The organism is Pantoea sp. PA1, assembly GCF_056856975.1.
Window position 1 is genome coordinate 967,106 of sequence record NZ_JBXGEE010000001.1, and the last position, 21,455, is coordinate 988,560.

The window sequence follows — 21,455 nt, forward strand, 5'->3', positions numbered from 1 at the left end:
CGGCGTCTGTTTTTTTATCTGACGAGAAAATTGCATGAAACCAGCTTTACGTTTAGCCGGTGCATTGCTGCTGACCTGTTTTGGGCTCTCTGCACCCGCATTCGCCACGGAATATCCGCTGCCGCCACCTGACAGTCGCCTGATTGGCGAAAACGTCCTGACTCAGGTCCCCGATAACAAACAGCCGCTGGAAGCGATTGCGGCCCGCTACCAGGTCGGTCTGCTGGGGATGCTGGAGGCGAATCCCGGGACCGATCCCTGGCTGCCCAAGGCGGGCACGCAACTGACGATACCGCTACAGATGATCCTGCCCGATACACCACGCGAAGGCATTGTGGTGAATCTTGCCGAGCTGCGTCTCTACTACTTTCCCAAAGGCGAAAACAAAGTCATCGTCTATCCCATAGGCATTGGCCAGTTAGGGGCAGCCACTCCCGTGATGGTCACCCGTATCAGCCAGAAGATCCCTAATCCTACCTGGACGCCAACCCCGAACATCCGCAAACGCTACGCGAAAGAGGGTGTCACGCTGCCCGCCGTGGTGCCTGCGGGACCGGATAACCCGATGGGACAGTTTGCCATGCGTCTGGCGCGCGGCACGGGCCAGTATCTGATCCACGGCACCAATGCGAAGTTTGGCATCGGCATGCGCGTCAGCTCCGGCTGTATCCGTCTGCGTTCCGAAGATATCGAAGCGTTGTTTAACGCCGTTCCAGAGGGGACACGGGTGCAGATTATCAATCAGCCGGTGAAGTACGCCATCGAGCCGGATGGTAAACGCTACGTTGAAGTGCACCAGCCGCTGTCACGCAATGACAAAGATGATCCGCAGACGCAGACCATTGCGCTCAGCGACGGACTCAGGCAGTTTATGAAAAGTGAGAAGAGTGACCGGGCGCTGATTAAAGCCAGCATCGCACGACGCTCAGGCATGCCTGTACTGGTCAGCAGTGGTGAACCGGTAGAGAGTGATACCGTGCCGCCCGAAGGGCTGGAAAGTGCCGCGGTGCTGACAGAGAGTGCGGCAGCAGGGAAGGAGGCGAAGAACGTTAAACCCTGACAGAAAGGTGCCGGATAGAGCCTGGCAGGGGCAAAAAAAATGGCGCCATAACGGCGCCATTTTTAAACCAGAACTCTTACTTACGGTAAGAGTGAGCCTGGTTGTCCAGACGCTGGTTAGCGCGTGCTGCGTCATCTTTAGCAGCCTGAACGTCTGAACGCACTGCGTTCACGTCGTTGCTCAGCTGGTCAACTTTCGCGTTCAGAGTCTGAACGTCTGAAGACAGCTGGTCGATTTTAGCGTTGCTTGAGCAACCAGCCAGCAGAGTTGAAGCCAGAACTACCGCGCCCAGTACCAGTTTAGTACGATTCATTATTTATACCCTCTAGATTGAGTTAATCTCCATGTAGCAATACAAGTATTACACAAAGCTTTTTAAGTTGAGAATAAATTTTTGATGAGAAGATGCTTAAATTTGATCGTTCGCTCAAAGAAGCAGCGAATCCCAGAATATGATAAAAAAATTTAGCGAAAACAGAGAGATTTAATCGGATTAACCTTAATATTAAGAGTATTTGAATAGTTATTTTCGATTGGAATTTTCTGGTATTTGGTTTAAGAGGAAATAAAAAAAGCGCCTCTTAAAGGCGCTTCTAAATAACCGCTGACGCAGGTTTTACAGGACGTGTACGGACGCGGTGTTGGTAGTTCCGCTTGGTACTAATGCACCGGAAACCAGCACTACGACATCCCCTTTCTGAGCGTAGCCGCTTTCCAGCGCCGCTTCTTTACCCAGACGATAGAAATCATCGGTCGACGCGATCTCAGAAACCAGACGTGTCTCAATGCCCTTACTCAGGATCAGCTGGCGTGCAGTGGTCTGATTGGTGGTCAGGGCCAGGATGGTGGCGTTCGGGAAGTATTTACGCACCGCTTTAGCCGATTTGCCGCCTTCGGTCGCCACCACAATCAGTGGCGCTTCCAGCTTCTCAGCGGTCTCAACCGCACCGCGGCAGACGGCTTCGGTGATACGCAGCTTACGGGTATCGTTCTGGCTGTCGATGCGCGATTTCATCACGCGGTCGGTACGCTCACAGATGGTCGCCATGATGGTGACCGACTCCAGCGGATAGCGACCTTTGGCGCTCTCACCTGACAGCATGACCGCATCGGTGCCATCCAGGATGGCGTTCGCCACGTCGCCGGCTTCTGCGCGGGTAGGGCGTGGGTTTTTGATCATGGAGTCGAGCATCTGGGTCGCCGTGATGACCACTTTGCGCGCTTTATTACATTTCTTGATCATCATCTTCTGCGCGAAGATCACCTCTTCAACCGGGATCTCAACACCCAGGTCGCCACGCGCAACCATGATGCCGTCTGACGCTTCGAGAATTTCGTCGAAGTTGTTCAGGCCTTCCTGGTTTTCGATTTTGGAGATGATCTGGATGTGCTCACCGCCGTGCTGTTTCAGGTGCTCACGAATCTCCAGCACGTCTGAACGCTTACGGATGAACGAAGCCGCGACAAAGTCCACACCCTGCTCACAGCCAAAAATCAGATCGCGTTTGTCTTTTTCAGCCAGCGCAGGCAGCTGGATTGAGACGCCTGGCAGGTTAACGCCTTTGTTCTCACCCAGGTCGCCGTTGTTCAGTACTTTACAGACTACGGTGTTTTCGGTGACTTCGGTCACTTCCATCCCAATCAGGCCATCATCAACCAGCACGGTGTTGCCGATCTTCAGGTCAGCCGTGAAGCCCGGGTAGGTGACAGCAACGCGCTCGCTGTTGCCGATCACGCTCTGATCGGTGGTGAAGGTAAAGGTCTGACCCGCTTTCAGCGCCGCGTCGTTACCGCCTTCCAGTTTCATGGTGCGGATTTCAGGGCCTTTGGTGTCCAGCAGGATAGCGGCCTGACGACCGGTTTTCTGCATCACGGCGCGCATATTGGTAATGCGCTGGCCGTGCTCAGCGTAGTCGCCGTGAGAAAAGTTCAGACGCATAACATTCATGCCTGCTTCAAGCAGCTGAGTCAGCATCTCTTCGGATTCGGTTTTCGGGCCGATAGTACAAACGATTTTAGTCTTTTTCATGACGGATTATCTGTAAGTTGTGATGGATGAATAAGGGCGGAATCCGATGGCAGCGCATCGAAGTGAAATTTCTGATTTGAGACTGAAACTGAAAAGGGCAGTACTGAATAAGAATAGGTGACGAAGGCCAGGCGTGCAGGGAAGTTGTGCGGCTACGATTGGTAACCACCACGCTGTTGTTGCGCAAATCATTTGAGTTATCGCAGTAAGCACGTGATCGCTGAAACCTTTCAAGTAAACAACGGGGGACAGTATAGACGCTAAGTATGCGAAAACCAATCAAAAAGCAGAAGGGGGACGCGATGCAGATCAATATAAAGGGAGTTGCGCAAGCTGAAGGAATTCTGAAAGTGGTGCGCTCTAATGGACTCGAACCATCGACCCCCACCATGTCAAGGTGGTGCTCTAACCAACTGAGCTAAGAGCGCATACTGAATATTGGTGCGTCCGAGTGGACTCGAACCACCGACCCCCACCATGTCAAGGTGGTGCTCTAACCAACTGAGCTACGGACGCACTTGGTGCGCTCTAATGGACTCGAACCATCGACCCCCACCATGTCAAGGTGGTGCTCTAACCAACTGAGCTAAGAGCGCAACATGCTGTCAGGGCGACAGCGGGGACGAATATTAACGGCAGCGTGTGAGGCTGGCAAGGGGAAAATCGTTTTTTCACTGTGACTGCGCAGCAACTGTGCTAACCGTCGTTTTTTTCGGCGCTGCGGGCCATAAATGGCCCGCTTTTGTGGATTATCGCGCCGCGCGGGCGAGGATAATGGCCGCCGGTGAACGCTGTAAGCGTCTGATGCGCCAGATCATCATCACCGCTGCCGAGGTGAGGCCGATAATGAAACCGCACCAGAAGCCCGCAGGTCCCATACGCGGCACCAGCCAGTCGGTCAGTGCCAGCAGATACCCGGCAGGCAGACCGAGCAGCCAGTAGGCAATAAAGGTGATGAAGAAAATGGATCGCGTATCTTTATAGCCGCGCAGAATGCCGCTACCGATCACCTGAATCGAATCGGAGAACTGATAAATCGCCGCCAGCAGCATCAGCTGTGCGGCCAGCGTCACCACCTCAGGATTGTCGTTGTAGAGCAGGGCGATCTGGTGACGGAACGTCACGGTAAAAATCGCGGTCAGCGCCGCCATGCTGATGCCGACACCCTGCGCCGTCCACGCGGCGACCCGGGCCTGCTCGGTGGAGCCCTGACCCAGGCGGTAGCCGACGCGGATGGTGGTCGCGACGCCCAGCGACAGCGGTAACACGAACATCAGTGAACTGAAATTCAGCGCGATCTGGTGGCCGGCGACATTGACGATGCCCAGCGGCGACACCAGCAGCGCCACCACGGCAAACAGGGTGACCTCAAAAAAGAGCGCCAGCGCCACCGGTAATCCCAGCGCCATCAGGCGGGTGAGAATGACACGCGAAGGCGGCGACCAGCGGCTCTCCATGCGGATATCACGCATCGAACCCATCCGGCGCACCCAGAAGCGCATGCAGATAAACATTACCCAGTAGACCGACGCGGTTGCCACACCACAACCCACCCCGCCCAGTGCCGGCATCCCGAAGTGACCATAAATAAAGATATAGTTGAGCGGGATGTTAAACATCAGGCCGAGAAAGCCCAGCACCATACCCGGCTTGGTTTTCGACAATCCTTCACACTGGTTGCGCAGCACCTGGAAGAAGAGGTAGCCGGGTGCGCCGAACAGCAGGGCATGCAGATAGCCTTCTGCCTTCAGGGCCAGCCGGGGATCGATATCGTGCATTGCGCGGATGAGGTAACCCGCGTGCCACAGCAGCACCATAATCAGCAGGGAGACAAAAAAGGCGAGCCAGTATGCCTGGCGAATCTGTTCACCGATGCGTTCGCGGCGACCTGAACCGTTGAGTTGCGCAACGGTGGGCGTCAATGCAAGCAGAAGACCATGACCAAAGAGGATGGCCGGAAGCCAGACAGAGGTGCCGACAGCAACGGCGGCCATATCCGTGGCGCTGACGGCGCCGGCCATAATGGTATCCACAAATCCCATTGCGGTCTGGGCCACCTGAGCAAGGATGACCGGAATCGCAAGGGCCAGCAATTGACGCGCTTCTGTTAAATACTTCTGCACGTTAACACCTGACGAGTTATAGGAAAGAAAAGGGGCAAAAAGCCCGGGGAATTTCGTGAGTTAGTGTAACTGGCGTAACCCCATTCGCCAATCTTTGTCACACAATGCGGTTTGCACTGACTCAACGCCGTGGCAGGGGCTGAAATCTAACAGCGGGCCTGAGCTGTGGTAAACTGGCACAAACGTCGGATTTTCAGAGGCAAAGAATATGTTTACCGGAATTGTGCAGGGCATGGCGGAGATCGTGTCCATCGAAGAGAAAGAGCTGTTTCGTACCCATACTGTCCGGCTACCGGAAGAACTCCTGCCGGGTCTGGCGCTGGGCGCATCCGTCGCGCATAACGGCTGCTGCTTAACCGTGACGGCAATCGACGGCGATCGCGTCAGCTTTGATCTGATCAAAGAGACGCTGCGGGTGACGAACCTCGGCGATTTGCGCGAGGGCGACGTGGTCAACATCGAGCGGGCAGCAAAATTCAGCGATGAAATCGGCGGGCATCTGATGTCGGGTCACATTATGACCACGGCTGAGATCTGCAAAATTATCCAGTCAGAACATAACCGCGAAGTCTGGTTTAAAATCCAGGACCCGGCGCAGATGAAATATATTCTGCATAAAGGGTTCGTCGGTATCGACGGCATCAGCCTGACGGTCGGGGATGTGACCAGAACGAAGTTCTGCGTCTATCTGATCCCGGAAACCTTGGAACGCACCACGCTGGGGGCGAAGACCTTTGGACAGCGGGTCAATATTGAGATCGATCCACACACTCAGGCCATCGTCGAGACCGTGGAGCGCGTGCTCGCCCAGCGTGATGCTGCGGCAGCCATGAGTGCGCTGACCGGGCAACCTGCCGCAGAGAGTTAATATCAGGCGCGACAGCGCCTGTTGAACCGCTGACCCGATTCGCTGTGAGATTGCACCTGCGCAGGAAACAGGATCAGATCGGAAAGACGCAAAAGCCGTCATCCCTGACACGCTCGACACGCGCCCTCCCTGGCGCGTGACGCTTTCCTCTTCTGACCCTGTTCCCTGCGCCTTTAGCTTCTCCGTTGCGGCTAACGCGGGTCTGACTTCGGCAGGCCTTGCGGCGCAACCGGGCCCTCTACCGCGCCACGCGCAATCCCCCCTCTACGCCACGACTGAAGACGATCTGCCACAGCTGAATATCACGCGCGCGGAATGCACCGGCACAGGCGTTGAGATAGTAGGCGAACATACGCTTAAAGCGATCGCCATAACTCTCAGCCAGCTGAGGCCAGGCCTGCAAAAAGCGTTCATGCCATGCCATCAGCGTCCTGTCGTAATCTGCGCCAAAGTTGTGCCAGTCCTCCAGAATAAAATGGGGCTCGCTGGCATCGGCCACCTGACGCACCGAAGGCAGGCAGCCATTGGGGAAAATATACTTATCGATCCAGGGGTCAACGCGCATATCGGTTTTAATCGCGCCGATGGTGTGAAGCAGGAAAATCCCGTCAGGCTTAAGATTACGATCGACCACGTCGAAATAGGTCGCGTAGTTTTTAGGCCCGACATGCTCAAACATACCGACCGACACCACGCGGTCAAACTGCTCGTTCAGATCGCGATAGTCCTGCAGCAGAATCGTCACATCCAGCCCTTCACAGCGCTGCTGCGCCAGCTTCTGCTGCTCGGCGGAGATGGTCACGCCATGCACGCTGACGCCATAATGACGTGCGGCAAATTCCGCCAGTCCGCCCCAGCCGCAGCCGATATCCAGCAGCGACATCCCGGGTTCCAGCGCTAATTTACGACAAATCATATCCAGCTTGGCTTCCTGCGCCGACGCCAGCGTCGTGGCCTCTTTCCAGTAGCCACAGGAGTATTGCATGTAAGGGTCAAGCATCAGTGAAAAGAGATCGTTGCCGAGATCATAGTGCTCTTTGCCCACGATCCAGGCCCGCTTGCGGGACTGCAGGTTGGTTAAGCGGGCGGCGGCGATGCGCAGGGTATCTTTGAAATGGTGCGGGAGCTGCTGATCCAGTTTATGTTTAAGCACCTGGTGGAAGAACATATCCAGACGGTCGCAGTCCCACCATCCCTCCATATAGCTTTCGCCCAGCCCCAGCGATCCCTCCTGCAGAACACGCTTAAAAAAACCGGGATGATGAATGCGGATGTCCCACGGACGTGAGCCATTTATTTCGATATCCGCTTTTTCCAGCAGTTCGTGAACGATGCGATACCAATGATTATCTTCAGGAGTCACTGCTTCTGCGTAAGATGAACTCATAGCTTTTCCACCACCTGTCCAATCTGAACCTGAACAAAGAATAGCCAATTCGTCAGGCATTGAGAAACGTCACGGAGGATTCCGCAAACCGATTATCTGTAAGATACAGAGGACTGGAACAGGCTGAAGCAGGGCCGGTAAGAGGGAATAACGCGTGCGAATACCGTCCCGGCAACAGCGTGCCAATCAGATTATTACGTTATTATATTGTTGATTTATTACAGATTTGTTGACCCGGATGAGTATATTCTCACGCGGGTCAATATTCAATGACTTATTGTTAGGGCGCTAACTAAAAGGTTAGCGTCTTAATGATTATCCTGGCAGGCAGGTTGCGCAGTGGCAACAACAGTTTGTGCGCTTGCGGCGCGTTGCATGACGTACCCGATCAGGGCGAGCAGAATCGTCACTGTCATAATCAGCGTGGTGGTCAGCAGTGCCTGAGTTAATCCCGCCGACACCGCCAGGCTGGCGAGGAAGCAGAGGCCTAACTGCAGCGTATTCTGCAACGCGGCGGCTTTGCCGGTAGCGTGCGGGAAGGGCATCAGCGCACTGGAGACCACAATCGGATAGATCGCTCCGTTAGCCAGCGCCATTCCGCAGAACGGCACCATGAGGCTGAGCAGCGTTCCCTGACCCGAAAGCGCGACCGCAAACAGTGCCAGAATGCTCAGGCTGTAGACCCCCAGCAGCCAGGGCAGCAGCTGTGCGCCGTTAAAGCGGTTGAGCAGGGCGCGACAGCCGAAGCCACCGATTAAAAAGGCGAGCGTCTGTGGCAGATAGCTCAGGCCAATGTCGGCGGGGGAAAGGCCCAGGCCCGCCAGAATAAAGGGTGAGCCGGTCAGCCAGGCAAAAAAGCTGGCGGAGCAGGCGGAGTAGATCAGTACGTTACCGCTGTAGACGCGGGATTTAAGCAGCGTGAAGAAGCCCGGCTGTGCCCCTTTCTCCTGCGGAGCGGGTTTCACCGTGGGCAGACGCAGCGTGACCAGAATCAGCGCCACCGCAATCAGGGTCAGCACCAGGAAAATCGAACGCCAGTGGAAATGGCCGATCAGCCATGCCCCAAGCAGCGGTGCCAGCGCCGGTGAGAGGGCCACCAGCGGCATGATCGTGGCGAACACTTTGCTGGCGCGCGCCGCCGGATAGCGGTCGATGACCAGCGCCTGCCAGCTTACGGCGGCAGCACAGACGCCTATCGCCTGAATGAAGCGCAGCGCCAGCATCAGAAAGATATCATTCACCCACAGCATACCCGCACAGCCAGCGGCGAACAGTGCCAGCCCGGCCAGCAGCACGGGTTTACGGCCGATGCGATCGGAGAGCGGGCCCCAGAAGAGCTGACCACAGGCGAAGCCGGCCAGAAACAGACTCATGCTGGCGCTGATCAGGCCGGGCGAGGTGCGGAACGTCTCCTGCATCGCGCCAAAGGCGGGCAGGTACATATCGGTGGCTAAAAAGCCCAGCATGCTGAGCAGAGCGAGGTAGGGCATAAATCCTATATTCGACAACATCAGATTCTCATTTTGCAGGGTAAACGCGGCAGAGTGTAAAAGGTGCGTTTGCGGCTGTGAAACGGTAATATTTGCCGGTTGCTGTTAAAATTTTTGAAGGCAGATTATGTGGTCAGAGTATGCACTGGAAGTGGTTGACGCGGTTGCACGCGGGGGCAGTTTCAGCGCCGCCGCGCAGGAGTTACATCGGGTGCCGTCTGCCATCAGCTATACGGTTCGCCAGCTGGAAACCTGGCTGGCGGTGCCGCTGTTTGAGCGTCAGCACCGTGAAGTGGTACTGACCCCGGCGGGGGAGCATTTTGTCAGGGAAGGGCGCAGCGTCATCAAAAAAATGCTCGCAACCCGGCAGCAGTGTCAGCAGCTGGCTAACGGCTGGCGCGGACAGCTAAGCATTGCCGTTGATCGCATCGCCAAACCGCAGCGTACCCGGCAGCTGGTTAACGATTTTTATCGCCACTTTCCGGACATGGAGCTGCACATCAGTTATGAGGTCTTCAACGGGGTCTGGGATGCCCTGGCCGATGGCCGGGTCGATGTCGCGATTGGCGCGACCCAGGCGATACCGGTTGGCGGACGGTTTGCGTTCCGGGATATGGGGAAGCTCAACTGGCGCTGCGTGGTGGCACCCGACCATCCTCTGACGCAGGCGACCCGGATTGATGATGACACGCTGCGTCACTGGCCGTCGCTGGTGCTGGAGGATACGTCACGGGCGCTGCCGCGGCGCATGACGTGGACGCTGGACAATCAGCGCAGGCTGGTGGTGCCGGAATGGCAAACCGGGCTGGAGTGTGTGCAGGCGGGATTGTGCGTGGCGATGGTGCCGGGCCATCTGGCCCGGCCACTGCTCGACAGCGGCGCGCTGGTGGAACTGACGCTGCCGCAGGCGTTTCCGGACAGCCCCTGCTGTGTCAGCTGGGCAGAGGATCGCGCATCACCGGCAACAGGCTGGTTACTCAGCTATCTGGGTGATGCGCAAACGCTTAATCAGGAGTGGTTAAGCGAGGATTAACGGCGATAGTCGCGGAACGGACCATCCGCAACTGAACGGCGTTCAATCAGCGTGGGATGGACTTCAATCGTTTGTGACACTTCGCGCTTGCTGGTGATGCGATCAAGCAGCATATCCAGCGCCTTCTCACCCAGCTGAGCCTTGGGCTGATGGACGGTGGTCAGTGCAGGCGCAAAATAGCGCGCGTTGCGCACATTGTCATAACCGATCACCGAAATGTCCTGCGGAACGCGCAGACCCATCTCGTCAGCGGCGCAAATCGCCCCCATAGCCATGATGTCGCCACCGCAGAACACCGCCGTCGGGCGCTGCTTCTGCGACAGGATCTGCTGCATCGCCTGATAGCCCGACTCCGGCTCAAAGTCACCCTGCACAATCCACTCGGCGCGCGGCTGAATGCCCGCCTCTTCCAGCGCCTTAAGGAAACCGGCATGACGTCCGCCCCCGGTGTTGCGCTCCATCTGACCGGGGATGGCGCCGATGTCGCGGTGGCCGCGCTCAATCAGATAGCGTCCCGCCAGATAGCCACCCTGGAAGGCGTTATCCAGCACCGTATCGGTGAAGTCGGCACGCGACTCGCCCCAGTCCATCACCACCATCGGGATATTGCGGTTCTCTTCCAGCATCTGCAGCAGGTCGTCCGGGTATTCAGAGCACATGACCAGCAGGCCATCGACGCGCTTCTGCGCCATCATGCTGAGGTAGGCGCGCTGTTTTTGCAGATCGTTATGCGCATTCCCCAGAATCAGCGTATAGCCTTTGTCAAAACAGTGATTCTCGACCGCTTCGATAATCTCAGCGAAATAGGGCGCTTCGCTGGAGGTGGCCAGCAGCCCCAGCGTCCGGGTGTGATTCACCTTCAGGCTGCGCGCCACGGCGCTCGGCGAGTAGTGCAGTTCCTTGATCGCCTGCCAGACCGCATCGCGCGTCTCTTCAGCCACGAAGCGGGTTTTATTGATGACGTGCGAAACCGTGGTCGTGGAGACGCCAGCGCGTTTTGCCACATCTTTAATTGTTGCCATGAAAATCGGACTCCAGGACTTATCTAACTGTATGATAAGCGTAGTGTTAAACGTTTGCGTCTGCTCAGGGTATTTTCCGCAAAAATGCCGTGTTATGGCGCATTAAACCGGCGGCCGACGGAGAATAAATGCCTGAAAAAGTGCGCAAACGGAATCAGGGCTGCGCGCGTTGCGCAACAAGGGCGGGATTCTAACAAGGCTGAACGGATAAAACGAGATTTTTACCCACGGCTGTGGGAAAATAGAATAACCACAATGATTACGTGGTTAAAGAGCAACCCATGAGTACCGATCTTAAACTGGCGTTAATGACCACTGTCGGCTGCCTGCTGATGATTGTGGCCTTTAGTTTTACCGCTGTACTGCACTGATAAAAAAGCCGGGACTTCTCTCGGCTTTTTTCTGACACTGCATCAGCTCAGCGAATGGTTTTCGGCGTCATTACACGACGCGCACCTATGTAGTGACGCTGCCAGTAATCTTCCCCTAACGCACTGATCTGAATATCTTTGCCGGTACGCGGTGACTGAATAAACTTGCCGTCACCCAGGTAAACCCCGACGTGATCCGCGGTTCCGCGGCCATTAATGCGGAAGAAGACCAGATCGCCTTTTTCCAGTGACTCACGTTTGATAGGGGCAGCGTCACGCAGGTGATACATCTCGTTAGCGGTGCGCGGAATTTTAAACTTCACCAGATCTTTATAGGCGTACCAGACCAATCCGCTGCAGTCGAAGCCGGTGTGGGGGGAGGTGCCGCCCCACTGATAAGGTTTGCCCAGCTGGCCCATGAGCTTGGTCATCGCTGTTTCACGCGCTTTCTGGTAGCGCTGACGGTGAGATTTGCTCATTTTAATGGTGCCGGTCTCGCTGGCATCCGCGTTTTTCAGCAGGCGCTGGTGGCCGTAGCGTTTTTTCTCTTTGGTGCTGAGTCGGGCGGTCTTAAGCGAGGTTTTTTTGGCAGGTGTCTGTTTAGCGGTCAGTTCAACTTTTTTCTGTTTTTTCGTTTTGAGCTTCTGAACCGGGCTGAGACGGGTTTTTTTTGTCGTGGTTTTCACCACGCGACGTTTGCGGCGCTCATCCTCGCGCGCACTCTTTTTCTCTGCTTTATGCGTACTGACGTTCACCGGAGCGTGCGGAGACGCGGCGGCGATGTTGAAGAACAGTTGCGCAAAGGCCAGCATAAAAAGCGTAATGATTAAACGCATAGTCCATTAAGTAGTTAAGTTGTCAGGGCCACTACGCACCGCGACAAAGTTGAGATTAATCTGATCCAGGATCAGCGCCGAAGCCATTCTAGTCCAGTTCTTTTAAAAACTGTAATGCCTTTTATTGTTAATCTTTGCAACCCACGCGATTGTGCTGAAAATGAACATTTTCAGCGTCTTATATCAACGAAATTATTACGAATTATTAATCTGTTACCGGCTGTTAATAATCAGGAATTCACGCTGTGCCTGTCATGACTTAACCAGGATGGCGATTTCAGCAGGCAGCGATCAAAATCTCGTTTTCAGTCACGCTGCGAAGTCGCTACAATAAACAAACACGAAGTGACGAATTAAGGAAGGCAATTATGAGTACTGTAGAAAAAATTCAGCGCCAGATCGCAGAAAACCCGATCCTGCTGTACATGAAAGGTTCTCCGAAGCTGCCAAGCTGCGGCTTCTCTGCACAGGCGGTGCAGGCACTGTCAGCCTGCGGTGAGCGTTTTGCTTACGTGGATATTCTGCAGAACCCGGACATTCGTGCAGAGCTGCCAAAGTACGCCAACTGGCCAACTTTCCCGCAGCTGTGGGTAGACGGTGAACTGGTCGGTGGATGCGACATCATCGTTGAGATGTTACAGCGTGGTGAACTGCAGTCGCTGATTAAAGAGACCGCAGAAAAATTTAAAGAAGCAGAATAAAAAAAGGCCGACGCAATGTCGGCCTTTTTCGTTGTGGCATTCCTCAGACGGAGGCGCTGGTGTCTGCATCGCCTTCGGCAAAGGGCAGGGGCCAGCCACCTAACCGCTTCCAGCGATTCACCAGCTCACAGAACAGCGTTGCGGTCTGCTGCGTATCATACAGCGCCGAGTGTGCCTGACTGCTGTCAAACTCCATTCCCGCAGCGATACACGCCTTCGCCAGCACGGTCTGACCCAGCACCAGCCCACTCAGGGCTGCCGTGTCAAAGGTCGCAAAGGGGTGGAACGGGTTGCGTTTCAGGCTGGCACGTTCAGCCGCCGCAGACATAAAGTTCAGGTCAAACGTGGCGTTGTGCGCCACCATGATGGCGCGATTGCAGCCGCTGTCCTTGATCCCCTTGCGCACCATTTTAAAAATGGCGTGCAGCGCTTCATATTCACTGACGGCACCGCGCAGCGGATTAGCGGGATCGATACCGGTAAAGGCCAGCGCTTCAGGGTGCAGCAGCGAGCCGACAAAAGGTTCGACGTTAAAATGCAGCGTCTGGTCTGTCTGAATCCATCCCTCTTCATCCATTTTCAGCGTGATAGCGGCAATTTCCAGTAACGCATCGGTTTGTGCGTTGAAACCGGCGGTTTCCACGTCGATGACCACCGGATAGAAGCCACGGAAACGTTGATTGAGTGCATTAGGGGAATTCGATTCAGACATCAGGATCTCGTTGCAGGAAAAGGGCAGCGCGCATTATGGCAAAAAACGGGGCCGGGTGCAGCAGATGAAGCGCAGAGAAGGGGATTCAGCCCGCCCGGGAGGGCAGGCTGGCGGCAGGATCAGTTGCCGAGGCCTTTACCGGCATCTTTGTTTTCGATCAGCTCGATTTTGTAGCCGTCCGGATCTTCAACAAAAGCGATAATGGTGGAGCCACCCATCACCGGGCCCGCTTCACGCGTCACGTTACCGCCATTCTGACGGATACGTTCGCAGGCGGCAGCCGCGTCATCCACGCCCAGCGCGATATGACCATAGGCGTTGCCGAGATCATACTTGTCCACGCCCCAGTTATAGGTCAGTTCGATAACCGCGCCTTCGCTCTCGTCGGTGTAGCCCACAAAAGCCAGGGTATATTTATATTCGGTGTTTTCGCTCTGACGCAGCACGCGCATGCCCAGCACACGGGTGTAGAAATCAATTGAACGTTGCAGATCGCCAACGCGCAGCATGGTATGTAGTAAACGCATAACATCCTCTTTGAAGTAAAACGCCATCGCCGGATGACCCAGGCGCTAAGTATAGCGATGAAAATCGCCATTGAATAATGGCCGCCGTCATCGTCCCGGACGGCAGCCAGACAGGTTTACAGTGTCGGGTAGTCGATGTAGCCTTCCGCGCCGCCGCCATAGAAGCTTTCCGGACGCTGAGGATTCAGAGGAGCATCCTGCTGCAGACGCTCAACCAGATCCGGGTTCGCGATGTAGTCGCGACCAAACGCGACGGCATCGATCAGACCGCGACCAATCAAATCGTCCGCTTTCTCGACCGTGTAGGCACCGGCACCGATAATCGCACACGGGAACAGGTCACGTACTTTCTGACGGAAGGCATCCGTGTAAGGCTTGCCGCCGGCCCAGTCTGGTTCTGAAAGGTGCAGGTAGGCGATGTTGCGTTTCGCCAGCTCGCCGATGTACCACAGCGCCGCTTCTTCTTCATCCGGGCCGTTATCCAGATTCTGGAAGCTGCCGATCGGCGAAACGCGGATACCGATACGATCGGCTGACCAGTTTGCAATGACCGCATCCACCACTTCCAGCGCGAAACGACCGCGTTTTTCGATGCTGCCGCCATATTCGTCGGTACGCTGGTTGGAATCCGGGGCCAGGAACTGATGAATCAGGTAACCGTGTGCCGAGTGCAGCTCAAGCAGGTCAAAATCCGCTTCACGCGCATTCGCAGCCGCCTGACCGAAATCGGCCACGATCTGCTGGATCTCAGGAATCGTCAGTTCGCGTGGCTCTGAGGTCTCTTCGCGGTAGACGCTGCCATCTTCAGCACGCAGTGAGGTTCGGGTACCCGCCGCAATCGCCGACGGGGCGACCGGGGCTTTACCTTCCGGCTGAACGCTGTTGTGGGAAATACGACCGGTGTGCCACAGCTGCACGGCGGTGTGGCCGCCCGCCTGATGGACGCCTTCGTTAATGCGTTTCCACGCCGCAATCTGCGGCTGCGTATGTAAACCCGGCGCACCGGCATAGCCTTTAGCCTGGAAAGAGACCTGCGTGGCTTCGGTGATGATCAGACCGGCGCTGGCGCGCTGAAGGTAATATTCCGCCATCATCGGCGTCGGGATATCGCCTGGCTCAATGCTGCGCAGACGGGTCAGCGGTGCCATAAAGACGCGGTTTGGGACGGTAATTGCGCCAACTTTCAGCGGACGAAACAGCTGGGTACTCGCCATAATAGCTCCTGATTAGTAGACCAGTCGTCTACAAACACGTTTTTTAAAAATCAGTGGCGTTCTAGCCACTGTTCGATGGTACTCAGTGCGAGGCGCAGGTGCTGCGCCTCGCGGGAAATTTTGCTCTGCAGGCTGGCACCCAGCCAGAGCAGCGACAGCAACTCCGCCATCTGTGCAGGCGGCTGCGGCAGGTTCAGCGACTCCTGCTGCACCGCCTCAGTCAGCGTCCGCGCATAGAGCGCGGTGATTTTCGCCGCACCCTGCTGCAGGGCATCGCGCATCGGCTCAGAGAGATCGCAGACTTCCGCAGAGACTTTCACGCCCAGGCAACCCACAATGTGGCCCTGCTGAACGAACAGATCGACCGCTAAACGGAAGTGGTTGAGCAGGCGTTCGCGCGGGGTGCCATCCGTCCGGCTGAGCTGTAATTCCACATCCTGCAGGAAGCGTGCAAAATAGCGTTCCAGTAACGCCACGCCAAACGCCTCCTTGGAACGGAAGTAATAGTAGAAGGAGCCTTTCGGTACGGCCGCCTGTGACAGCAGTTCGCTTAAGCCCATTCCGGTGAACCCGCGTTGCAGACAGAGTTGCTCACCTGTCTGAAGCAGGTGCTCGCGGGTTTCGTTGCGTTGTGGCGTCTTATTCATGGCACTGAGAGTAGTAGACCAGTCGGTCGGTTGCAACGATCGGCCCACACGATGGCACAGAGTGTTCACCCATTCGCGCGACAACCCGATTATTGTGACCGGCTGAGGCTCATTTTCTGTGCAACCAGGCTACGCTGTTACTCTGACTGGTTATTCTGTGACTCCGGAGACGTAGTGGCCGAGCAGCTTGAGTTTTTCCCGGTTCCCAGCCCCTGTCGCGGCATCTGCGAGAGCGATGCGCGCGGCTACTGCCTGGGATGTTTACGCAGCCGCGATGAGCGGTTTAACTGGCTGCGCTTCAGTGATGCCCAGAAGCGCGAGGTGATTCGCCTGTGCCAGATGCGGCGTCAGCGTCTGCTGCGCCAGCAAAAGGGCGAAGAGCCACCCGCACCGCAGCAGCCGGAGTTATTCTGACGGCCTGGCGCTTTCCGTTATACTCTCTGACACGCTAATGTCAGCCAACGTGCAACAGGGAGATCGTCATGTCACAACCGCAAGCCATTGCTCTGCAGGGGCCCGATTTTTCACCGCTGGTTATGGGGTACTGGCGTCTGATGGAGTGGGGCATGTCGCCTCAGGAGCGGCTCGCATTTATTGAGCATCACCTCAGCCTCGGTATTACCACCGTTGATCACGCCGATATCTATGGTGACTATCAGTGTGAAGCGGCGTTTGGTGAGGCGCTGAAGCTGGCTCCTGGCCTGCGCGATCGGCTGCAGATTGTGACCAAATGCGGCATCGCTACCCGCGCCCGCCCGGAAAACCAGATCGGTCACTACATCACCGATAAAGAGCATATCGTCCAGAGCGCAGAAAATTCGCTGCGTCACCTGCACACCGATCGTCTCGACCTGCTGCTGATCCATCGTCCCGATCCGCTGATGGACGCGGATCAGGTCGCCGATGCCTTTATGGCTCTGCACCAGAGCGGCAAGGTACTGCACTTTGGCGTCTCCAACTTTACCCCGGCCCAGTTCTCCCTGCTGCAGTCCCGCCTGCCGTTCTCGCTGGTCACTAACCAGCTGGAGATCTCCCCTGTGCAGCAGAGCGGACTGCTGGATGGATCGCTGGATCAGTGTCAGCAACTGCGTATCCGGCCGATGGCCTGGTCCTGTCTGGGGGGCGGTCGCCTGTTTAACGATCCCCACTTCCAGCCACTGCGCGATGAACTGGAGCATGTGCGCCAGGAGATCGGGGCGAGCAGCCTGGATCAGGTGGTCTATGCCTGGATTCTGATGCTGCCGTCGCGTCCGCTGCCGATCATCGGGTCGGGCAAAACGGCGCGGGTCAGCGACGCGGCCGGTGCGCTGAGCGTGACGCTGTCACGTCAGCAGTGGTTCCGCATTCGTAAGGCCGCGCTGGGCTACGATGTGCCCTGAGCGTAAAAGTGCGTCAATTCTCAGCAGAATAGCGCAACAGCGACCAGACTTATTGCACACCCTGGTATGCAAACGGAGTCATCATGAAAATGAAAGCAGTCGCGCTATTCGCGCTGATCGCCTGTGGGTCAGCCCACGCCGCCAGTGAACAGGTGACGGTTCATCAGGTCACCGCTGAGGGCATAGGAAAATCGCTGGGCACCGTAAAGATTGATGAGACAGAGTATGGTCTGCAGTTCACCCCAGATCTGAAAGGACTGACGCCGGGCATTCATGGATTCCATGTCCATGCCAAAGGCAGCTGTGAGCCGGGCGAGTCTGAGGGCAAAGTGGTGGCCGCCGGGGCGGCCGGTGGGCATCTCGATCCGGCTAACACCGGCAAACATCTGGGGCCGTATGCGGAAGGGCATCTGGGCGACCTGCCTGCGGTCTATGTTGATGACCAGGGTAACGCAACCTATCCGGTACTGGCACCACGACTGAAGTCGCTGAGTGAGATTAAAGGCAAAGCGCTGATGGTCCATGTCGGCGGTGACAACCATGCCGACCATCCCAAACCGCTGGGTGGCGGCGGGGCACGTTACGCCTGCGGCGTTATCTGAATTTTCGGGCGGCCTATGCCAGCCGCCCGCTTTTCTCCTGCCGGTTTATTAATTGTTGTACCATCCCCTGCATTTCCCCCCTATGATATTGATTCAGGTACGAAAGCGTGATGGGGAAAGGAGCAGGAACATGAAATTCAAGGGCGCATTACTGCTGAGTCTGCTGCTGGTGGGATGCGATAAACCCAATGATACGCAACTGGTTACTGAAACCGGGCGGGAGCTTCAGCGCACCATCGATACCAGCCCGATGCGTGTCACCTGCGAAAAGATTGCCAAAGGTCGCGAATGGCTGAGCCGCAGCACGGTGCGCAGGCTGGAAGCGAAGGGGTGCGATCAGGTCTTCCGCAGCGCCACGGAAACCAATTTCACTGAAACCACGATTTATCGCCGCACCATGACCATGGTGTGCGGCGGCATTCACGGTCAGAGTTTCACCGGCAGCGAACTGACGCGCCGCTTTATCTTCTCACCGGATGAGAAAGCGCTGGTGATCGAACCGATGACCGAGATGGATAAGACCCGTTTTGAGGGGCACAAGACGCTGCAACAGCTGCAGGACGATTTTAACCGCCAGCAGCAGCAGTATTGTCAGTAGTCAGGCCGGAACCGCCTGTTTCAGCTGTGCCAGCGAACAGCGCAGGCGCCAGATAATCCCCGCCAGTTCACTGGCCTCGTTGCTGCCCTGCGCCAGCAGCGAGGCGATCGTCTCCTCCAATTCCAGCAGCATCCGATCAAGCGAGCTGTGCTGCACACCACGGCTGCTGATAATCTGCTGTAAATTCTGTAGGCTCTCATCGCGAAACCGCAGCAGCGACGCCGGACCGGCATCCCAGTCACGCAGCTGCCAGACAATATGCGAGCAGTTGAGCAGCACCACCCCCCAGCGCAGCAGCCAGACCCGCGCCTGTTCATCCCGGCTGTGACTGAGCTGGCTGATGCGATGGTAGATCTGCGATTCAAAACGACTTTCGCTGAGCCGGGGCTGTCGCCGCAGCTGATCGAGGAACGCCAGCCGCAGTGCCCGGATATGCCGTCGGCTGCGCCGGGCATCGGAGCTGGGGCGCAGGATCTGGAAAGCCAGCCAGGCGAGCAGTACCCCGCACACTTTGGCAATATTATCGTTGAAGAACGCCTGATAGTCCCAGACGGGCGGGTTAGTGACCGCGATAAACGAGCCCATAAAGACGATGAACTGTCCCCACATCCCGGCACGCTGTTTCTGCTGTAACTTAAAGAGTTGCAGCGTCACCAGCAGCGGAAACAGAACCAGTAAAAAGGGCCACAGCAGGCTGATCTGCACCATCAGGCCGAACTTCATCACAAAACTGAAGGCAAACAGCCAGAGCAGCGTTTTCAGCAGCAGCGTCACGCTGCCGCCGGGTGAGGGCGCAGAGGCGTAGAGCACACAGGCGATCGCGGTCAGAGTCAGGGCGGAAGCGCCTGAAGACCACTGCGTGTTGATCCAGAAGGCGCAGCCCAGCACGATAACGCAGAAGGTGCGCAGGGCGCTCCAGCCCGCTTCGGCACTGTCACTGTCGCGCGCCAGCGCCGGAACCGGCGGAGGCTGAAAGCGGGTATCCGCATCGGCACGATCCAGCAGCCTGATCCAGCGCAGCACGTTGAGGTACATCCAGCAGAAGTAGCGCAGCCGGTGAGAGAATGCGCGCTGCCGATAGTCCCCCGACGCCGCCGGTGTCACGCTGCGCAGGATCTGTGCCAGCCGGTATTTGTCGCAGTCCGGTTTCGCCAGCTCCGCCAGCAGCTGTTGCAGCGCCTCAAACAGCGCGGCAGGGGCGTCGGGCCAGTTCAGCAGCATGCGGCGCAGACTGGAGAGCACGCTGGTGAGGCGCAGTTGCTGGTGCAGCACGTAGTTCAGGACGTTGTTCTGGCGGCGAAAGCGATAATGACTCCAGAAAGCCTGAATGCGCAGCAGATTCATGGTCAGGATCTGGCTGATGACCGTCTCATGCGCGGTGCGGACCCCCTCACTGGCGGAAGGCTGCAGCAGCAGGACCGCATGTTCCAGCAGCCGGGCGTGCATCTGTTTCAGCGAGGTAATCAGCGTCTCACCATCGGAAGTGCTCGGCAGCACCATCATCATCAATCCGGCGCACAGGATGCCGGAGATCACTTCGCAGACGCGCGCCTGGGCGATGGTCCACAATGCGGTAATGTCCGTAATATTGACGCTGCTGAAGGCGATGATGGCGGCGGTATAACCGGCCAGGGAGAAGGCGTAGGCGACATTATTCTGATAGTGGCTGGCAATGCCGGTGCAGAGCGCCAGCCAGCCTGCGATGGCAAAGGTGAACAGCCATGGTTCATTCAGCGTGTGACCGGCAATCAGCAGGGCGGCGCTCGCCCCGACCAGACTGCCGGCGATGCGGCCAAGGCTTTTACTGATTGCCCCGCCGACCGTGGGAAAGCTGATGACGGCGGCAGAGGTCATCGCCCAGTAAGGTTCATCGAGATCCAGACCGTAGGCGATACTCAGCGCCAGACACATTGATATCGCGTTGCGCAACGCGTAGCGCCACTGTCCACCCGTCGCCTTAATCCAGGGCAGCTGATCCCAGGCCAGCCACTGCATATTCATGGCTGGATGGAGATGGTGCAGCTGGTACCGGCAATCAGCTCAGTGTGTGCCGGAAGCGGGTCGAGACGAATGCGCACCGGCACCCGCTGCGCCAGCCGTACCCAGGGCACATTGGGTTTGATATCGGGCACCAGACCGCTGTCCGTCTCAATGCTCTGGTCGTAAATGGCGCGACCTATGCTCTCCACCTGGCCCTGCAACTGTGCGCCATTGCTGTAGAGCACCACCTGTGCCGCGGCGCCCGGATGAATATGGCGCAGCTTGGTCTCTTCAAAATAGCCCATCACGTAGTAAGAGTGACTGTCCACCAGCGCAAACAGGGGCGTTCCCGCCGCGGCATAGTTGCCCGGCCGCAGCGTCAGATTGGTGATCCAGCCATCTGTCGGGGCGGTCAGCGTCGTCTGCTGCAGGTTCCAGCGTGCCCGCTCCCATTCCGCCTGCGCCGCTTTGGCACTGGCAGCCGCGGCCCCGGCGCTGAGGCGTGCCGCATCGAGATCTTCTGCAGAGATAATGTTACGCGGCAGATGAGCGCGCCGGTTAAATTCATGCTGCGCTTTCGCCAGATCCGCCTGCGCTTTGCTCAGCTGGGCGGCTGCGTTGTCGAGCGCAATCTGCCACGGCACCGGGTCGAGCGTCAGCAGCTGCTGGCCCTGATGGACAAACTGATTATCGGTGACGCTGAGCTGAGCAATCCGGCCCGACACCTGAGGCGTAATATCCACCAGCTCTGCCCGCACTTTACCGTCGCGGGTCCAGGGCGACTGCATGTAGTAGTTCCAGAGCCAGCCCCCCGCCAGCAGCGCCAGGGCGAAGACGATGAGGGTGGAAAAATATTTTACCGCGTTAAATTTCATA

22 protein-coding genes and 3 tRNA genes are annotated in these 21,455 nt (G+C 57.0%); 9 read left to right on the forward strand and 16 right to left on the reverse strand.

The genetic code is table 11. From position 1 onward, the window contains the following. The first annotated feature begins 34 nt into the window (after positions 1-34). Positions 35-1,060 carry a L,D-transpeptidase family protein gene (locus tag AC1V0D_RS04765; protein WP_482907049.1) on the forward strand — a complete coding sequence of 342 codons (1,026 nt, stop codon included), beginning with the start codon at positions 35-37 and terminating at the stop codon, positions 1,058-1,060. Between the two features lie 76 nt (positions 1,061-1,136). Here AC1V0D_RS04765 and AC1V0D_RS04770 read toward each other — a convergent pair whose 3' ends face one another. The 6 genes from AC1V0D_RS04770 to AC1V0D_RS04795 form a co-directional block, all read right to left on the reverse strand. After that, positions 1,137-1,373 carry a major outer membrane lipoprotein gene (locus AC1V0D_RS04770; RefSeq protein WP_009090492.1) on the reverse strand — a complete coding sequence of 79 codons (237 nt, stop codon included), beginning with the start codon at positions 1,371-1,373 and terminating at the stop codon, positions 1,137-1,139. Between the two features lie 303 nt (positions 1,374-1,676). Then, positions 1,677-3,089 (reverse strand): pyruvate kinase PykF, encoded by a 1,413-nt coding sequence (pykF, locus tag AC1V0D_RS04775; RefSeq protein ID WP_009090491.1) that lies wholly within the window; start codon positions 3,087-3,089, stop codon positions 1,677-1,679. Between the two features lie 351 nt (positions 3,090-3,440). Further along, positions 3,441-3,517: transfer RNA gene (locus AC1V0D_RS04780), tRNA-Val, on the reverse strand. A gap of 11 nt (positions 3,518-3,528) precedes the next feature. Beyond that, positions 3,529-3,605 (reverse strand) — tRNA-Val (locus tag AC1V0D_RS04785). A 3-nt stretch (positions 3,606-3,608) separates the two neighbouring features. After that, a tRNA-Val gene (locus tag AC1V0D_RS04790) sits at positions 3,609-3,685 on the reverse strand. A 153-nt stretch (positions 3,686-3,838) separates the two neighbouring features. Continuing rightward, positions 3,839-5,212 (reverse strand): MATE family efflux transporter, encoded by a 1,374-nt coding sequence (locus AC1V0D_RS04795; protein WP_140028477.1) that lies wholly within the window; start codon positions 5,210-5,212, stop codon positions 3,839-3,841. Positions 5,213-5,420: 208 nt separating this feature from the next. Here AC1V0D_RS04795 and AC1V0D_RS04800 point away from each other — a divergent pair, with 208 nt between their 5' ends. Further along, positions 5,421-6,080 carry a riboflavin synthase gene (locus tag AC1V0D_RS04800; RefSeq protein ID WP_009090489.1) on the forward strand — a complete coding sequence of 220 codons (660 nt, stop codon included), beginning with the start codon at positions 5,421-5,423 and terminating at the stop codon, positions 6,078-6,080. 238 nt (positions 6,081-6,318) lie between these two features. Here the strand turns inward: AC1V0D_RS04800 and cfa are convergent, their stop codons facing one another. Together cfa and punC are read right to left on the reverse strand one after the other, a co-directional pair. Then, the gene (cfa, locus tag AC1V0D_RS04805) at positions 6,319-7,467 is read right to left on the reverse strand and encodes a cyclopropane fatty acyl phospholipid synthase (RefSeq protein WP_009090488.1); all 1,149 of its coding nucleotides are present in this window, start codon (positions 7,465-7,467) and stop codon (positions 6,319-6,321) included. Positions 7,468-7,775: 308 nt separating this feature from the next. Continuing rightward, positions 7,776-8,978, reverse strand: coding sequence for a purine nucleoside transporter PunC (gene punC, locus AC1V0D_RS04810; RefSeq protein ID WP_482907050.1), 1,203 nt, complete (start codon positions 8,976-8,978; stop codon positions 7,776-7,778). Between the two features lie 106 nt (positions 8,979-9,084). On the opposite strand from punC, the gene punR reads away from it, so the two are divergent. Then, positions 9,085-9,990 (forward strand): DNA-binding transcriptional activator PunR, encoded by a 906-nt coding sequence (gene punR, locus AC1V0D_RS04815; RefSeq protein ID WP_009090486.1) that lies wholly within the window; start codon positions 9,085-9,087, stop codon positions 9,988-9,990. On the opposite strand, the gene purR is transcribed toward punR, so the two are convergent. Further along, the gene (gene purR / locus AC1V0D_RS04820; RefSeq protein ID WP_009090485.1) at positions 9,987-11,012 is read right to left on the reverse strand and encodes an HTH-type transcriptional repressor PurR; all 1,026 of its coding nucleotides are present in this window, start codon (positions 11,010-11,012) and stop codon (positions 9,987-9,989) included. The two genes, punR and purR, sit on opposite strands and share 4 nt — an antisense overlap. 281 nt (positions 11,013-11,293) lie before the next feature. Between purR and cydH the strand changes: the two genes are divergently transcribed. Further along, entirely contained in the window at positions 11,294-11,383 is a 90-nt protein-coding gene (cydH, locus tag AC1V0D_RS04825; protein WP_122983609.1) for a cytochrome bd-I oxidase subunit CydH, read from the forward strand. Positions 11,384-11,430: 47 nt separating this feature from the next. Here the strand turns inward: cydH and AC1V0D_RS04830 are convergent, their stop codons facing one another. Beyond that, positions 11,431-12,219 carry a C40 family peptidase gene (locus tag AC1V0D_RS04830; protein WP_058956560.1) on the reverse strand — a complete coding sequence of 263 codons (789 nt, stop codon included), beginning with the start codon at positions 12,217-12,219 and terminating at the stop codon, positions 11,431-11,433. A 365-nt stretch (positions 12,220-12,584) separates the two neighbouring features. Here AC1V0D_RS04830 and AC1V0D_RS04835 point away from each other — a divergent pair, with 365 nt between their 5' ends. Further along, positions 12,585-12,920, forward strand: coding sequence for a Grx4 family monothiol glutaredoxin (locus AC1V0D_RS04835; protein ID WP_179291196.1), 336 nt, complete (start codon positions 12,585-12,587; stop codon positions 12,918-12,920). A 43-nt stretch (positions 12,921-12,963) separates the two neighbouring features. Here the strand turns inward: AC1V0D_RS04835 and rnt are convergent, their stop codons facing one another. From rnt to AC1V0D_RS04855, 4 genes are all read right to left on the reverse strand, one after another. Further along, positions 12,964-13,632 (reverse strand): ribonuclease T, encoded by a 669-nt coding sequence (gene rnt, locus AC1V0D_RS04840; protein WP_009090480.1) that lies wholly within the window; start codon positions 13,630-13,632, stop codon positions 12,964-12,966. A gap of 119 nt (positions 13,633-13,751) precedes the next feature. Continuing rightward, positions 13,752-14,159, reverse strand: coding sequence for a lactoylglutathione lyase (gloA, locus tag AC1V0D_RS04845; protein ID WP_482907051.1), 408 nt, complete (start codon positions 14,157-14,159; stop codon positions 13,752-13,754). A gap of 116 nt (positions 14,160-14,275) precedes the next feature. Next, complete coding sequence (gene nemA / locus AC1V0D_RS04850; protein WP_482907052.1) at positions 14,276-15,373, reverse strand: N-ethylmaleimide reductase; 1,098 nt, start codon at positions 15,371-15,373, stop codon at positions 14,276-14,278. Positions 15,374-15,423: 50 nt separating this feature from the next. Then, positions 15,424-16,020, reverse strand: a complete 597-nt coding sequence (locus AC1V0D_RS04855; RefSeq protein WP_482907400.1) for a TetR/AcrR family transcriptional regulator — start codon at positions 16,018-16,020, stop codon at positions 15,424-15,426. A gap of 174 nt (positions 16,021-16,194) precedes the next feature. On the opposite strand from AC1V0D_RS04855, the gene AC1V0D_RS04860 reads away from it, so the two are divergent. From AC1V0D_RS04860 to AC1V0D_RS04875, 4 genes are all read left to right on the forward strand, one after another. Further along, a complete protein-coding gene (locus AC1V0D_RS04860) occupies positions 16,195-16,434 on the forward strand; it encodes a DUF1289 domain-containing protein (protein WP_009090473.1) in 240 nt (79 codons plus the stop codon). 68 nt (positions 16,435-16,502) lie between these two features. Continuing rightward, positions 16,503-17,399, forward strand: a complete 897-nt coding sequence (locus AC1V0D_RS04865) for an aldo/keto reductase (protein WP_336794912.1) — start codon at positions 16,503-16,505, stop codon at positions 17,397-17,399. 83 nt (positions 17,400-17,482) lie between these two features. Beyond that, entirely contained in the window at positions 17,483-18,001 is a 519-nt protein-coding gene (gene sodC / locus AC1V0D_RS04870; protein WP_150029981.1) for a superoxide dismutase family protein, read from the forward strand. A gap of 130 nt (positions 18,002-18,131) precedes the next feature. Further along, positions 18,132-18,599 (forward strand): hypothetical protein, encoded by a 468-nt coding sequence (locus AC1V0D_RS04875; RefSeq protein WP_009090461.1) that lies wholly within the window; start codon positions 18,132-18,134, stop codon positions 18,597-18,599. Here AC1V0D_RS04875 and AC1V0D_RS04880 read toward each other — a convergent pair whose 3' ends face one another. Then, positions 18,600-20,600 carry an FUSC family protein gene (locus AC1V0D_RS04880; protein WP_325975100.1) on the reverse strand — a complete coding sequence of 667 codons (2,001 nt, stop codon included), beginning with the start codon at positions 20,598-20,600 and terminating at the stop codon, positions 18,600-18,602. It lies immediately after the preceding gene. Then, positions 20,597-21,454, reverse strand: coding sequence for an efflux RND transporter periplasmic adaptor subunit (locus AC1V0D_RS04885; protein ID WP_009090458.1), 858 nt, complete (start codon positions 21,452-21,454; stop codon positions 20,597-20,599). Before AC1V0D_RS04885 ends, AC1V0D_RS04880 begins: the two co-directional genes overlap by 4 nt. Position 21,455 lies beyond the last annotated feature (1 nt).